The 13343-nt window shown below is 66.4% G+C and carries 13 protein-coding genes and 1 pseudogene; 8 read left to right on the top strand and 6 right to left on the bottom strand.

The window, feature by feature from the left end:
• Positions 1–180: pseudogene (locus ACI3K3_RS21750) on the bottom strand (hypothetical protein); the annotation flags it as partial.
• 92 nt (positions 181–272) lie between these two features.
• Between ACI3K3_RS21750 and ACI3K3_RS21745 the strand changes: the two are divergent.
• From ACI3K3_RS21745 to ACI3K3_RS21710, 8 genes are all read left to right on the top strand, one after another.
• Entirely contained in the window at positions 273–1922 is a 1650-nt protein-coding gene (locus tag ACI3K3_RS21745) for an electron transfer flavoprotein-ubiquinone oxidoreductase (RefSeq protein WP_404917530.1), read from the top strand.
• Positions 1923–2124: 202 nt separating this feature from the next.
• Complete coding sequence (locus tag ACI3K3_RS21740) at positions 2125–2937, top strand: 4-(cytidine 5'-diphospho)-2-C-methyl-D-erythritol kinase (protein WP_404917528.1); 813 nt, start codon at positions 2125–2127, stop codon at positions 2935–2937.
• Between the two features lie 11 nt (positions 2938–2948).
• On the top strand, positions 2949–3686 hold the full coding sequence (locus ACI3K3_RS21735; RefSeq protein WP_404917526.1) for an N-formylglutamate amidohydrolase: 738 nt from the start codon (positions 2949–2951) through the stop codon (positions 3684–3686).
• 84 nt (positions 3687–3770) lie between these two features.
• On the top strand, positions 3771–4337 hold the full coding sequence (locus tag ACI3K3_RS21730; protein ID WP_404917524.1) for a DUF805 domain-containing protein: 567 nt from the start codon (positions 3771–3773) through the stop codon (positions 4335–4337).
• Between the two features lie 148 nt (positions 4338–4485).
• Positions 4486–6342, top strand: coding sequence for a dihydroxy-acid dehydratase (gene ilvD, locus ACI3K3_RS21725; protein WP_404917522.1), 1857 nt, complete (start codon positions 4486–4488; stop codon positions 6340–6342).
• Positions 6343–6609: 267 nt separating this feature from the next.
• Positions 6610–6984 (top strand): hypothetical protein, encoded by a 375-nt coding sequence (locus ACI3K3_RS21720; RefSeq protein ID WP_404917520.1) that lies wholly within the window; start codon positions 6610–6612, stop codon positions 6982–6984.
• Entirely contained in the window at positions 6956–8383 is a 1428-nt protein-coding gene (locus tag ACI3K3_RS21715; protein ID WP_404917518.1) for an NAD(P)H-hydrate epimerase, read from the top strand. The genes ACI3K3_RS21720 and ACI3K3_RS21715 overlap by 29 nt, the downstream gene beginning before the upstream one ends.
• Positions 8380–9642 (top strand): class I SAM-dependent RNA methyltransferase, encoded by a 1263-nt coding sequence (locus tag ACI3K3_RS21710; RefSeq protein WP_404917516.1) that lies wholly within the window; start codon positions 8380–8382, stop codon positions 9640–9642. The genes ACI3K3_RS21715 and ACI3K3_RS21710 overlap by 4 nt, the downstream gene beginning before the upstream one ends.
• Before the next feature lie 15 nt (positions 9643–9657).
• Here the strand turns inward: ACI3K3_RS21710 and ACI3K3_RS21705 are convergent, their stop codons facing one another.
• From ACI3K3_RS21705 to ACI3K3_RS21685, 5 genes are all read right to left on the bottom strand, one after another.
• Positions 9658–9921 carry a hypothetical protein gene (locus tag ACI3K3_RS21705; protein WP_404917514.1) on the bottom strand — a complete coding sequence of 88 codons (264 nt, stop codon included), beginning with the start codon at positions 9919–9921 and terminating at the stop codon, positions 9658–9660.
• 42 nt (positions 9922–9963) lie between these two features.
• A complete protein-coding gene (locus ACI3K3_RS21700) occupies positions 9964–10194 on the bottom strand; it encodes a hypothetical protein (protein WP_404917512.1) in 231 nt (76 codons plus the stop codon).
• A 106-nt stretch (positions 10195–10300) separates the two neighbouring features.
• Positions 10301–11278, bottom strand: coding sequence for a threonine/serine dehydratase (locus ACI3K3_RS21695; RefSeq protein ID WP_404917510.1), 978 nt, complete (start codon positions 11276–11278; stop codon positions 10301–10303).
• Positions 11279–11294: 16 nt separating this feature from the next.
• Positions 11295–11939, bottom strand: a complete 645-nt coding sequence (locus ACI3K3_RS21690) for a class I SAM-dependent methyltransferase (RefSeq protein ID WP_404917508.1) — start codon at positions 11937–11939, stop codon at positions 11295–11297.
• Positions 11940–11950: 11 nt separating this feature from the next.
• Positions 11951–13171, bottom strand: coding sequence for a DUF3419 family protein (locus tag ACI3K3_RS21685; RefSeq protein ID WP_404917506.1), 1221 nt, complete (start codon positions 13169–13171; stop codon positions 11951–11953).
• Between the last annotated feature and the right edge of the window lie 172 nt (positions 13172–13343).

Genomic DNA, 13343 nt, shown 5'->3' with positions numbered 1-13343 from the left:
TTCCTGCACCGGGGGGCGGCGGCGCGGCGGCAGTCGCTCGCCGTTTTCGTCCTGCTCGTCGGCAGGCACGATCCATTGGCGCGGCGCGTCCAGGAAGTCGAAATCGACCCCGGCTTCGCGCCACCAGTCCAGCGCACCTGTGATATCGTCCAGAATTTGCCGATTTGGAACCTGATCCATCGGCTGGGTCTTGACCTCTTGCCTTCCACCAATCAAGGCAATTCGAGGAAATTAATCGAGCGACTAAATTAGGGGCCTGCTCAGTGGACGCAATGATTGAACGCGAAGAGATGCCTTACGACGTCGTCATCGTGGGCGGCGGGCCTGCGGGTCTGGCGACGGCGATCCGGCTGAAACAGGTCGATCCGGAGCTTTCCGTCTGCGTGCTGGAGAAGGGCTCCGAGATAGGCGCGCATATCCTTTCGGGTGCCACGATCGATCCCAAGGCGCTCGACGAACTGCTGCCCACCTGGCGCGAGGACGGCTGTCCGCTGGCCGAGACGCCGGTGACCGACAACTGGCACTGGCACCTCACGAAGAAGGGCAAGTTCTCCCTTCCGCACATCATCCAGCCGCCTTTCATGTCGAACAAGGGCAATTACACCGGCTCGCTGGGCAACCTCTGCCGCTGGCTGTCCGAACAGGCCGAGGCGCTGGAGATCGAGATTTTCCCCGGCTTCCCCGCCGCAGAGATCCTCTATGATGATGCCGGTGCCGTCATCGGCGTGCAGACCGGCGACATGGGCATCGATCGCGAGGGCAATCCCAAGGGCGATTTCCAGCCGGGCATGAACCTGCTGGGCAAGTATACCGTGTTCTGCGAGGGCGCGCGCGGCCACCTGACCAAGCGGCTCAAGGCACAGTATAATCTTGAGGCGGATTGCCAGCCGCAGATATATGGCATCGGCATCAAGGAACTCTGGGACATTCCGGCCGACAAGCACGTCCCCGGCCGGGTGATCCACACCCAGGGCTGGCCGATGAGCGAGACCGACGGCTGGGGCGGCGGCTTCCTCTATCACCAGGCGAACAACCAGGTGGCGCTCGGCTTCGTGACCGCGCTCGATTACAAGAATCCCTACGTCTACCCGTTCGAGGAATTCCAGCGCTGGAAACAGCACCCGGAAATCCGCGCGATCCTGGAAGGCGGCAAGCGCGTGGCCTACGGCGCGCGGGCGATCAACGAGGGTGGCTGGCAGTCGGTGCCGATGCTGGCCTTCCCCGGCGGCGTGCTGGCGGGCTGCTCGGCCGGCTTCGTCAACGTGCCGCGCATCAAGGGCACGCACACCGCGATGAAGAGCGGCATGCTGGCGGCCGAGGCGATCGCTTCGGCGATCAAGGCCGGACGCGAGCAGGACACGCTGGGCGAATACGATACCGCCGTGCGCGAAAGCTGGATCGCAAAGGAACTGAAGCTGGTCCAGAACGCCGAGCCGATGGTCGCCAAGTGGGGCGGCGAGCTGGGCACGGTTCTGGCGGGCGCCGACATGTGGCTGCGCACGCTGTTCGGCTTCGGCCTTGCCAAGCCGATGAAGCATCACACCGATGCCTCGACGCTCCAGCGCGCCGATCTCTACCAGCCGATCGCCTATCCCAAGCCCGATGGCGTGATCAGCTTCGACCGCCTGACCAGCGTGTCCTACTCGTTCACCAACCACGAGGAAGACCAGCCCGTCCATCTGAAGCTCAAGGATCCTGCGGTTCCGACCGCGATCAACCTGCCGCTCTATGCCGGACCCGAAGCGCGCTACTGCCCGGCGGGTGTCTACGAGTTCGTCGATCCGGACGGTTCGGGCATGAAGCTTCAGATCAACGCGCAGAACTGCGTCCACTGCAAGACCTGCGACATCAAGGATCCCACGCAGAACATCGAATGGGTGACGCCCGAGGGCGGCGGCGGACCGAACTATCCGAACATGTGAACGGTTAAAGCTGGCGTCGTCCCGGACTTGATCCGGGACCGCTGGCAGTCCTTGAGGCGCTTCCTCGCGAGCAAGGCGCGGCCCGGCCAGCGGTCCCGGATCAAGTCCGGGACGACGTTGCTATCCAACGTCGCAAGCCCGATCCGACGTTGCAGCCGCTATCGCCTTGCCTCTCTGCCCGCGCCGCGCCATGGATGCGGCGATGCTGACCGAAACCGCCTATGCCAAAATCAACCTCGCGCTCCACGTCCGCAGGCGTCGCGAGGACGGCTATCACGAGCTGGAAACCCTGTTCGCCTTCGTCGATGCCGGGGACGAACTGGTGGCCGCTCCCGCCGAGGCTGACCGCCTGACCACGCACGGCGAGTTCGCAGCGAAGATAGACGATCCTTTCGGCAATATCGTCGCCAAGGCGCTGACGGCGCTTCCCCACGGGCCCGGCTGGGCGGTCGATCTCGAAAAGCGCCTGCCGGTGGCTGCCGGTCTTGGCGGCGGCTCGGCCGATGCAGGCGCGGTGTTCCGCATGGTGGAGCGCGCGCACGGCCTGCCGGACGACTGGCATGAGCGTGCGGCGAAGCTGGGCGCCGATGTACCCGCCTGCGTGCTCTCACGTCCCTGCATCGGCACCGGCACAGGCACCGATCTTGCCGAAGTGGCCGACAACGACCTGAAGGGTTGCCCGGTATTGCTGGTCAATCCCCGTGCCCCGGTACCGACCGGGCCGGTGTTCAAGGCCTGGGACCAGCGCGATCGCGGCCCCATGCCGACCGGCACCTTGCGTGAAATCGCGCTTGCGGGTCGCAACGACCTGGAAGCACCTGCCATCGCCATTTGCCCTGTGATCGCCGATGTGCTGGCGGCCCTGAAGGCGACGGGGCCGTTCCTTGCCCGCATGTCAGGGTCCGGGGCTACCTGCTTCGCCCTTTACGAGAGTCAGGAAGCCTTAAGCCGGGGCGCGGCAAGCATGGCGGCGGAGCACCCCGACTGGTGGCAACTATCCGGAAAACTGCGTTGACGATCCCTGCGATGACCCCTTCCGCAAAGAAGACCGAACTCTACCGGCTGCTGGGCGCGCCGGTGAAGGGCGGTGTTCTCGTTATTGCGGATCATGCCTCGAACCATGTGCCGGAAGGCATCGATCTCGGCATTCCGGCCGAATTGATGAACCAGCATATCGCCATCGACATCGGCGTGGCGGAAGTGGCGGAACGGATGACCGGGCCGGGCACTGCGGCGTGGCTCGCGGGGATCAGCCGTCTCGTCTGCGATCTCAATCGCGACATCGGCATGCCCGGCATGTTTCCCGCGGTATCGGACGGCTATGCGATTCCGGGCAACGATATCGGCGATGACGGCCGTGCGGCGCGCGTGGCGGAATATTTCGATCCCTACCATGCCGCGCTCGAGGATTTGCTGGAAGAAGCGGCGCCTGCGCTGATCGTCTCGCTCCACAGCTTCACGCCGGGGCTGGCGACATGCGACAAGCCGCGCCCTTGGGAAATCGGCATTCTCTATAACGAGGACGATCGCGCCGCGCGCATCGCCATACCGCTGCTGCAAGCGGAAGGGCTGACCGTGGGTGATCAGGAGCCCTATTCCGGGCGAATTCTCAATGCCTCGATGAACCGTCACGCGGAACGGCATGGGCGGGCCTATCTCAGCATAGAGATCCGGCAGGACCAGATCGCGGATGCGGCAGGACAGGCTCTCTGGGCCGAGCGCCTTGGCCGCCTCTGCGTAGAAGTGGTTGCGCGGCTGGGTTGATTTCCTCCCGGCTTGTCGATTTCCTCCCGGCTTGTCGATTTCCGATGACGGCGATAGTCTCCCGGCGATGGATCGGGGGGCAACATGATCGGCTATCACCTTGTGCGGCTGGCGAAATTTTCCGGACGCGAGACGCGCGCGATGTTCTGGCCCTGGGCGGCGATTGTCATGGGCATCGCCATGATCGGCGGCTTCGCGACCGTGACGCCGATGGTGCTCGCATCGATGGCGAAGATGCGCAAGTTCGCCCTGGAGCATCCCGAGCAGGCCACGATCACGTCCGGCCCCGGGCACTATGAAATCGCGATCGACGGCTATCATCCCGAACTGATGCCCGACATCGCGCCCTTCCTCATGGCCGTGGAAGGCATCATGGCGCTGCTGATCGTGTTGATCGCGGCTGCCGTCGTCCGCCGGCTTCACGATACCGGACGGTCCGGCGCCTGGGGGTTGCTGCCGCTGCCGTTCCTGCTCTTCGGATTTGCCTGGATGCCGGTCCTGTTCGCCGATCCCGTGTTCGACACGCGGCTGTTCGGCCTGCTGTTCCTCAACAACTTGTGCTACCTGGCTGCGCTGGGCACCCTGGTGCTTCTGCTTGCGCGATCCGGGAAGCGACAGGACAACCGTTATGGCTCTGCCCCGGCTGTCTGATCTCGCACGATCCGAAAAGCGGAAAGCGCATTTCTGGAAATTTTATGCCTCGCAAAAGCCATGCACATGGCGTAGGGGCCCCCCATATAGATGACTATCACGGCGCTGGCCCGGCGCCGTACCCCTGACAAATCCCGGAGTTCGCACAATGCCCGCCTATCGTTCACGCACTTCCACCCACGGCCGCAACATGGCGGGCGCGCGTGGCCTCTGGCGCGCGACGGGGATGAAGGACGGGGACTTCGGCAAGCCTATCATCGCGGTGGTGAACTCGTTCACGCAGTTCGTGCCCGGCCACGTCCACCTCAAGGACCTGGGCCAGATGGTTGCCCGCGAGATCGAGGCGGCCGGCGGCGTTGCCAAGGAATTCAACACCATCGCGGTGGATGACGGCATCGCCATGGGCCATGACGGCATGCTCTATTCGCTGCCCAGCCGCGACCTCATCGCGGACAGCGTGGAATACATGGTCAACGCCCACTGCGCGGATGCCATGGTCTGCATCTCCAATTGCGACAAGATCACGCCGGGCATGCTGATGGCGGCCATGCGCATCAACATTCCCGTCGTCTTCGTCTCGGGCGGTCCGATGGAAGCGGGCAAGGTCGTGCTGCGCGGCAAGGAGCAGGCGCTCGACCTGGTCGATGCCATGGTCGCCGCCGCCGACGAAAGCTACACCGACGAGGAAGTCCAGGCGATCGAACGCTCAGCCTGCCCGACTTGCGGCTCGTGCTCGGGCATGTTCACCGCCAATTCGATGAACTGCCTCACCGAGGCCCTGGGCCTTTCGCTGCCGGGCAACGGTTCCACCCTGGCGACGCACTCCGACCGTCAGCGCCTGTTCCTGGAAGCCGGCCGCCTCGTCGTGGACCTGTGCCGCCGCTATTACGAGCAGGAGGACGAAAGCGTCCTGCCGCGCTCCATCGCCAGCTTCGGCGCGTTCGAAAACGCCATGAGCCTGGACATCGCCATGGGCGGTTCGACCAACACCGTGCTCCACCTGCTGGCCGCCGCCGTCGAGGCGGGGGTGGACTTCACGATGGAGGACATCGATCGCCTCAGCCGCAAGGTGCCGTGCCTGTCCAAGGTCGCGCCCGCGAAGAACGACGTCCACATGGAAGACGTTCACCGCGCCGGCGGCATCATGGCGATCCTCGGCCAGCTCGACCGTGCGGGCCTGCTGCATACCGACTTGCCGACCGTTCACGCGCGCACTCTGGGCGACGCGCTGAACCATTGGGACATTTCGCGCACCAACGCGCCTTCGGTGCAGGAATTCTTCAAGGCCGCGCCGGGCGGCGTGCCGACGCAGACCGCGTTCAGCCAGAGCCGCCGCTGGGAGGAACTCGACCTCGACCGTGAAAACGGCGTGATCCGCAGCAAGGAGCATGCGTTCAGCCAGGACGGCGGCCTCGCCGTGCTCTACGGCAATATCGCGCAGGACGGCTGCATCGTGAAGACGGCGGGCGTGGACGATTCCATCCTCAAGTTCACCGGCACCGCGCGCGTCTACGAATCGCAGGACGCTGCCGTTGCCGGGATTCTCGGCGGGCAGGTCGGCGCGGGTGACGTTGTCGTCATCCGCTATGAAGGGCCTCGCGGCGGGCCGGGCATGCAGGAAATGCTCTACCCGACCAGCTACCTCAAGTCGAAGGGCCTCGGAAAGGCCTGCGCATTGCTCACCGATGGTCGTTTCTCGGGCGGCACCTCGGGCCTCTCGATCGGCCATGCCTCTCCGGAAGCGGCCGAAGGCGGCGCGATCGGTCTGGTCGAGAACGGCGACACGATCGAGATCGACATCCCCGGCCGCACCATCAACCTGATGGTTTCCGACGAAGTGCTCGCCCATCGCCGTGCACAGCAGGAGGCGCGCGGAGCCGATGCCTGGTCGCCGGTACACGCGCGTCCGCGCAAGGTCTCGGCCGCGCTTCAGGCCTATGCGGCGATGACGACCAGCGCCGCCCGTGGCGCGGTGCGCGACGTGACCCAGCTCAAGCGGAAGTGAGAAGCGGACGTAAGAAACGAAGGTAAGAACGCGTCGTCCCGGACTTGATCCGGGACCGCTGTCAGTTCTTTAGGCGCTTCCCCGCGAGCAAGGCGTGGCTCGGCCAGCGGTCCCGGATCAAGTCCGGGACGACGGCATCCATTCTTCGGATATCCAAGCTTCGGGCATCCAATTTCCGGTAACCCATTTTTCAGGTGTCCCATTTCGGTCTGCGTCGAACAGCGTGTTGGCGCATGGTCCGTCTCGCCTTTAGCAAGGCATATGGCCATGAAACCCTGCACCGTCCTCGCGCTCGTCCTCTCTCTGGCAGCCTGCTCCTCGGATCAGCCGCCACCCGAGCAGGCGGAAGGCGACGAGCACATCGCCTGCGCAGTCGCCGGGGCTGCCGAACTCAAGCCGGTCTGCGCGGTCGAGCGTGTCGAGGAGCAGGATCGGCTGGTTCTGGTCGTCCGTCACCCCGATGGATCGTTCCGGCGCTTCGTGGTGATGACGGACGGCAGCGGCCTTGCGGTTGCCGATGGCGCCCAAGTGGCTGTAACAAGGCTGGACGGTGACCGGATCGACGTCAGCGTCGGCGCGGACCGCTACTTGTTCCCGGCCACGAGGAAGCCCGATGCTCCAGAGTCGAAATCGCCACACTAGCCAGGTTCTCACCGCCGCGCAGATGCGCGAGGCGGAAGCGGCGCTGATCCGGGCCGGGTCTTCGGTCGAAGCGCTGATGGAGATCGCCGGGCGCGGGGCGGCGGATTGGATATGGCGTACCTGTGCAGGGCGAAAGGTAACGGTGCTCTGCGGCCCCGGCAACAACGGCGGGGACGGATACGTGATCGCAGAGGCCATCCGCGAACGTGGCGGCCAGGTGGCCGTCGTGGCGGCGAGCGAGCCGGGCACCGATGCCGCCCGCAACGCTCGCGCGCTTTATCAGGGCACAGTGTATCAGGGGCCCGCGCTGGGTCCGGCCGAGGCGGCGGATGGCGACGTCTTCGTGGACTGCCTCTATGGCAGCGGCCTGACGCGGCCACTCTCCGCCGAGGATTTCGCGCTGCTGACCCGGCTTGCCCGGTCGCACCATCATCGGGTCGCCGTGGACCTGCCGAGCGGTGTTCAGTCCGACACCGGCATGGTCCTGAACGAGGTGCTGCCCCAATACGATCTCACATTGGCGCTGGGGGCATGGAAGTGGGCGCACTTCCTGATGCCGGCCGCGCCGGTCATGGGTACGCTGCGGCTGGTGCCGATCGGCGTGGATGCGGTTGCAAACGCGGCCGAAGCGCTGTCAAAGCCCCGCATTGCCGCTCCGCCCGCTGACGCGCACAAGTATCGACGCGGGCTGCTCGCGGTGGTCGGCGGTGCCATGCCCGGCGGGGCGGTGCTGGCCGGGATGGCGGCGCAAGGGGCGGGCGCGGGCTATGTGAAGCTGTTCGCGGAGAGCAAGCGCAACGTCCCCGCCGATCTGGTGGTGGACCAGGGCGAACTGGTCGATGTGCTCACCGACGATCGCAATACGGCGGTCCTGGTCGGCCCCGGCCTTGGGCGCGACGCCGCGGCGCGAGAACGGCTGGCGATCGCCTTGGCCGATCCCGTGCCCGCAGTGGTCGATGCCGACGCCCTGGTGCTGCTCGGTCCGCGTCATCTGGCGGAGCGACAGGCCGCCACGGTGGCGACGCCGCACGACGGCGAGATGCTCGCATTGGAACGCGCTTTCGATCTCGACGGCAGCGGCAGCAAACCACAGCGCGCGCGTGCCCTGGCGCAGGCGACAGGCATGATCGTCGTCGCCAAGGGGCCGGACACCGTGATCGCGGCGCCGGACGGACGCCTGGCGTTCGGCCCGCGCGCCACGTCCTGGCTCTCCACGGCCGGAACCGGCGACGTTTTGGCCGGCTGCATCGCCAGTCGGCTGGCCGCCGGATCGGAAGGCTTCGCCGCTGCGGGCGAGGGCGTCTGGCTCCACGGAGAGGCCGCAAGGCTCTGCCCGCCCGCCTTTACCGCCGGTCAGCTTGGACAAATGGTTCCGGCTGCGCTAGCGGCCTGCCTGTGACTACCGAAACTGAAGAAATCCTGAGAATCGCCTCCAAGGGCGATGGTGTAACCGCGAGCGGACGTTTCGCCTGGGGCTCGGCCCCCGGCGACCTCCTGCATGAGGACGGCACCCTCGAATGGGGCCCGCACCATATCCAGAGCGCCTGCACCCATTTTGGCCGCTGCGGCGGCTGCCAGTTGCAGCAGCTCGACGAGGAGACGCTTGCCGAGTTCGTGGGGGCGCGGGTCGCCAATGCCTCGGCATCGCAGGAACTGGGGGCGGAGACGATCACGGCGCCCTACCTTTCGCCTCCTGGCGCCCGCCGCCGCGTGTCGCTGCGGGCCGAAAGTTCGGGCGGGCGCGTCGTCATCGGTTTCCGCGAGGCGAAATCGCACCGACTGGTGGAGCTTGAGGAATGCCCGGTCATGGTGCCGGAACTCTTCGCGGTGCTGGGCCCGCTGCGCAAGCTGCTGATCACCATGGGCAAGGCGGCGCCGGCAAAGAAGGGCGGTCGTCCCGGAAAGCCGAGCAAGCACCAGCAGACCCGCATGGCCGCCGATATCGAGATGACGCTCACCGATCAGGGCGTCGACTTGGGGGTCAAGGGACTCACGGCCGAAGGGCTGGCGGCAACCGAAGCCATGCTGGACTTCGCGCGCGAGCATAAGCTGGCGCGTCTCACCATGGACGGCGGCTACGGCTTCGAAACCGTGTGGGAGCCGGTGCCGGTAACCGTGAGCCTGGGCGGCGTCTCCGTGCCGTTCCCGCCCGGAACCTTCCTCCAGGCGACGGCGGATGGCGAACAGGCGCTGGTCGAGGCGACGCGCGGCTGGCTGCAAGGCGCGGCGACGGTGGCGGACCTGTTCTCCGGGCTCGGCACTTTCGCGCTGGCCCTGGCCGGGCCGCAGACCCGCGTGCTGGCCGCCGAAGCGGCGCGCGATGTGCATCTGGCCTGCAAGGCGGGCGCGGATCGCGCCCAGCTTCCGGTGTTCAGCGCCCATCGCGACCTTTTCCGCAATCCGTTGCAGGCGGACGAGCTGAGCAAGTTCGAGGCCGTGGTGCTCGATCCGCCGCGGGCCGGCGCGCGCGATCAGGTGGAATGCATCGCCACGTCCTCGGTGAACCGTGTGGTCTACATCTCGTGCAATCCTTCCAGCTGGTCGCGCGATGCGGCGCGGCTGGTGGAGGCAGGGTTCAGACTGGTGGAACTACGGCCGGTCGGCCAGTTCCGCTGGTCCACCCATGTCGAGCTGGCGAGCTATTTCGAACGGCCCTGATCGGCAGATTGCCTATCAGGCGCCGTCCTGCGCCTTGGCCATCATGTCCATGAAGTCTCGCGCGGCGTTGCGATCCTCTTCGTTGTCGAAGGCGACATCGAGGTCGGGTGAGGCGTTGAACAGATAGAGCAGCGACCACAGCGCGAAGCGGCGGTTGCGGTCCTTTTCCATGCCCAGATCCACGCGCATGCGGTCGATGCCGGCTTCCAGGGCGGAAGGCGCGATGGTCGAAAGATCGTCGGTGCCGAAGTAGCGGCGCAATTGGTCGTCAAAGTCCATGTTTACGCCCTAGCACCCTCGTCGCCGAAGGCGAAGGCGGGATCAGGGCCGGTGGTCGTTTTCGGAAAGCAGCGCCGCGACCAGCTGGTAGATCACCAGTGCCCAGGTGCTGCCGATCATGCCCGCGAAGAACATCGACCAGCTCAGGCCCCAATCCGCATCGAGCAGATTATCGGTCAATGCGGCCAGGGTCAGAAGAACGAGCAGGCTCTCCAGCAGGATGAAGCCCCAACGCATCGGCGCGCCATGAAAAGACCTGATGCGGCTGCTCATCCACATTCTCCCGATCCCGGATTATCTGCGAAAGATTAATCCGGAGGACGGGCGGCGTCCAGAACCCCGCCACGAGAGCGGACGTCCCGAAATGGCACTGCCAGGATCAGCGATCGTCCTGAAGCACCGAGGCGAAAGCCGCCGCATCGGTGTTCCCGCCGGAGAGCACCACGGCGGTACGATCGGCTACGCGCACCTTGCCGGCAAGGACCGCCGCCAGCGCGGCTGCTCCGCCCGGTTCGATGACGAGTCGCAGGCGGGCGAAGGCGAGACGCTGCGCCGCGCGCACTTCGGCCGGGGTGACGACCAGACCGAAGGGGCAGCGGGCTTTCAGGATCTCGAAATTGATCGGCCAGGTTGCGGGAGTTTGCAGCGCGTCGCAGGCCGTGGGCGGCGCGTCCGCGGCCACCCGGCGGATTTCGCCAGCATCGAGGCTGCGGCAGACATCGTCCCAGCCTTCCGGCTCGACGGGAATTACCGCCGCATCCGGCAGGGCCAGCGCCAGCCCGGCGGCGAGGCCGCCCCCGCCGCAAGGCGCGACGATCTGATCGGGACCGCCCATTCCGATTTCGGCCATCTGCGCGGCGATCTCGATTCCGGTGCTGCCTTGGCCCTCGATGATCCAGGGATCGCCATAGGCATGGACCAGAGTAGCGCCGCGTTCTTCGCAGAGCCGCCGGGATACGTCGTCGCGATCCTCGCCGCCAGGGCGGTCATAGAGCACGACTTCCGCCCCCAAAGCGCGGGTATTGGCCAACTTCACTGCAGGCGCATCGACCGGCATGACGATGGTGGCGGCGATACCCAGCCGCCGCGCCGCCCAGGCGACACCTTGCGCGTGATTGCCGCTCGACACGCCAACGACGCCCCGATCACGCTCGGCCTCGCTCAAGGCGGTGAGGCGATGCCACGCCCCCCGGATCTTGAATGCGCCCACCGGTTGGAGGCTCTCGGCCTTGCACCAGATCGTGCGGCCACCGATCTCCAGAGGCAGCAGCGGCGTGTGCGGCAATATCTCGGCGACCTTGCGGGCGGCCAGGGCTACCCCTTCGCGGGTCGGACGGCGATCGTGGCTTGATGTCATGGGGCGAGGCATAGCCTCACCGGGCGAGCCGCACCATCTGGTAATAGCCCAGTGGCCCACGCTGAACCTCGACCTTGAGGCCCCGTTCTCCGGCGAGACGTGCCGCGACCGAGGGCAGGTCGAGCCGGGGGCTGACGTGGAATTTCGCCAGCCAGGCCCGCAAGGCGCCGCGCAAGGGAGAGGGGAGGCCGGAGAGGTCGCCGAAATCGACGGCATGAAGCACGCCGCCCGGGCTCAGCGCGGCGGCTGCCTGGGCCAGGGCGGCCTGCCAGCCCGGGATCATGGAAAGCGTGTAGGACAGCACGACCCGGTCGAACCCGCCGCGACCGAACAGGACGCTCGAATCGAACCGCGTCGCATCGCCCTGCGCCAGCTGCGCGCGCGTTCCGAGGCGGGCACCCGCGCTCTTGAGCATCTCGCTGGAGATGTCGAAGCCATGGCATTCCACACCGGGCCAGGCATCGGCGATCAGTTCCAGGTTGCGCCCCGTGCCGCAGCCCACTTCCAGCACCGCCATGCCCGGCGCCGCGTCGAGATCCCTGATCAGCCGGTCGCGGCCGAACAGGTAGTACTTGCGCGTGAAATCGTAGATGTGGCGCTGGCCGCGATAGACTTTGTCCATCAGCGCGGCATGGTCCTGCGCGGCGGCGGTTCCGGTCATCGCGGAAGGCCTCAGCGCAGCACGTAGAGGTGGACGCCGCCGTAGATCGACGAACGGTCCGCCCGGGTTGCCGCCAGCGATTCCGCCTCGCGATAGTCCCAGCGGGAGAGGATTTCCTCCGGCACGCGGCCGGGGAGCAGGGTGGGTTCGGCGGCAGTGCGGAACAGCACGCGCGAGCCGGGGCGGGCGGTGCGGGTGATCTCGCTCCAGAGTTCGGTAAGCTGGGCGTCGCTCATCCAGTCCTGCGCGTCGAGCAGGATGTAGCGGTCCAGCGAGGCCTGCGCGCTTTCCTTGAGAACCTGCGTGAAATTGGCATGGCGCAAGTTGAGACGCCCCAGCCGTTCGCGCACCATCGGCACGTTCGCCGCCTGAAGGTAAGGCGGCAGCGGCGCTTCCGCCTGCCGGCCATAGCCGCGCCCGAAGGCCTGCCAGGCGAAGTAATTGTCATTGAGCGGGAAATGGCAGGCGAGCTTTTCAAGCCGCGCGCGCAGCACGTCGGCCATGCGGTTGCCGCCCGCCAGCGCATCGTACTGCGCGGGCGGGATGCCCAGGCCGAACAGCGAGGCAGGCTGGTCCGTCAGCCAACGCACCAGCTTGCGCTCGAAAATCGGGGCGAAGCGCTCGTCGAACACGCGGCGCTGTTCCTCCAGCGTCTCGGCACCGAGGATCTCGCTAGGATCGATCTTGTAGAGCCTGGCGAGGACGTGGGCCGCGCCGATGAAATGTCCGAGCAGCCCCTGCTTGTAGATGCCGCGCGCGAACCCCTTGATGCGGCGCCGCCCCACGAGGTCACGGCCTTCCCAGTAGCGCCGGGTCGCTTCGTCGAGGTGCGGTGCGAGCCGGTCGCGGTAAGTCGCGACATTGCCGGGCTGGTCTGCCTCGGCGATGAAGCGGCGCAAGTCGGCATAGTCGGTGAGGTTGCTGATCGCGGCGATCTTCAGGCGCCCCAGCGCGATATGCGCGGTGTTGAGATCGACGCAGGTGATCGAGGCGGGATCGGCGGTGAGATAGGACAGCGCATTGCAGCTTCCGCTGGCGATCGTGATGATCCTGCTGTCCGGCCCGATCTGGAGCGCCTCCATATCGGCCACCGGATCCTCCCAGATCTGCGCATAGACCAATCCCTTGAAGGCGAGCGCAAAAGCCTTGTCGAGCAGGCGGGCTCCCGCCTTCGTTTCCTGCCGGACGACAGCGCCTTCGATGAGCTTGGAAGCAGGATGGGCATTCGACATGGTTCTGCGGTCCCCCGAGGCCGTGTGAAACTTGTGCGGCTCCAATGCCTCTGGCGGGTGACCGGGCGATGACGGGACGATGGCGGATTATGACAGAGTCGTTGTCCGGGCTCTCGCCCGGCAAAACGGCCGTCCGGCCGTTTTGTGCGGCACCGGCCCACGCCCCCACCCG

The sequence above is a fragment of the Novosphingobium sp. ZW T3_23 genome (genome assembly GCF_044987305.1).
Lineage (GTDB): Bacteria > Pseudomonadota > Alphaproteobacteria > Sphingomonadales > Sphingomonadaceae > Novosphingobium.
This window is presented reverse-complemented; position numbering and strand designations above follow the sequence as displayed.

What these genes read in the sequence shown, in the direction of transcription:
- ACI3K3_RS21745 (WP_404917530.1), top strand. Translation starts at nt 273, where the DNA reads ATGATTGAACGCGAAGAGATGCCTTACGACGTCGTCATCGTGGGCGGC.
- ACI3K3_RS21740 (WP_404917528.1), top strand. Translation starts at nt 2,125, where the DNA reads ATGCTGACCGAAACCGCCTATGCCAAAATCAACCTCGCGCTCCACGTC.
- ACI3K3_RS21735 (WP_404917526.1), top strand. Translation starts at nt 2,949, where the DNA reads ATGACCCCTTCCGCAAAGAAGACCGAACTCTACCGGCTGCTGGGCGCG.
- ACI3K3_RS21730 (WP_404917524.1), top strand. Translation starts at nt 3,771, where the DNA reads ATGATCGGCTATCACCTTGTGCGGCTGGCGAAATTTTCCGGACGCGAG.
- ilvD (WP_404917522.1), top strand. Translation starts at nt 4,486, where the DNA reads ATGCCCGCCTATCGTTCACGCACTTCCACCCACGGCCGCAACATGGCG.
- ACI3K3_RS21720 (WP_404917520.1), top strand. Translation starts at nt 6,610, where the DNA reads ATGAAACCCTGCACCGTCCTCGCGCTCGTCCTCTCTCTGGCAGCCTGC.
- ACI3K3_RS21715 (WP_404917518.1), top strand. Translation starts at nt 6,956, where the DNA reads ATGCTCCAGAGTCGAAATCGCCACACTAGCCAGGTTCTCACCGCCGCG.
- ACI3K3_RS21705 (WP_404917514.1), bottom strand. Translation starts at nt 9,921, where the DNA reads ATGGACTTTGACGACCAATTGCGCCGCTACTTCGGCACCGACGATCTT.
- ACI3K3_RS21700 (WP_404917512.1), bottom strand. Translation starts at nt 10,194, where the DNA reads ATGAGCAGCCGCATCAGGTCTTTTCATGGCGCGCCGATGCGTTGGGGC.
- ACI3K3_RS21695 (WP_404917510.1), bottom strand. Translation starts at nt 11,278, where the DNA reads ATGACATCAAGCCACGATCGCCGTCCGACCCGCGAAGGGGTAGCCCTG.
- ACI3K3_RS21690 (WP_404917508.1), bottom strand. Translation starts at nt 11,939, where the DNA reads ATGACCGGAACCGCCGCCGCGCAGGACCATGCCGCGCTGATGGACAAA.
- ACI3K3_RS21685 (WP_404917506.1), bottom strand. Translation starts at nt 13,171, where the DNA reads ATGTCGAATGCCCATCCTGCTTCCAAGCTCATCGAAGGCGCTGTCGTC.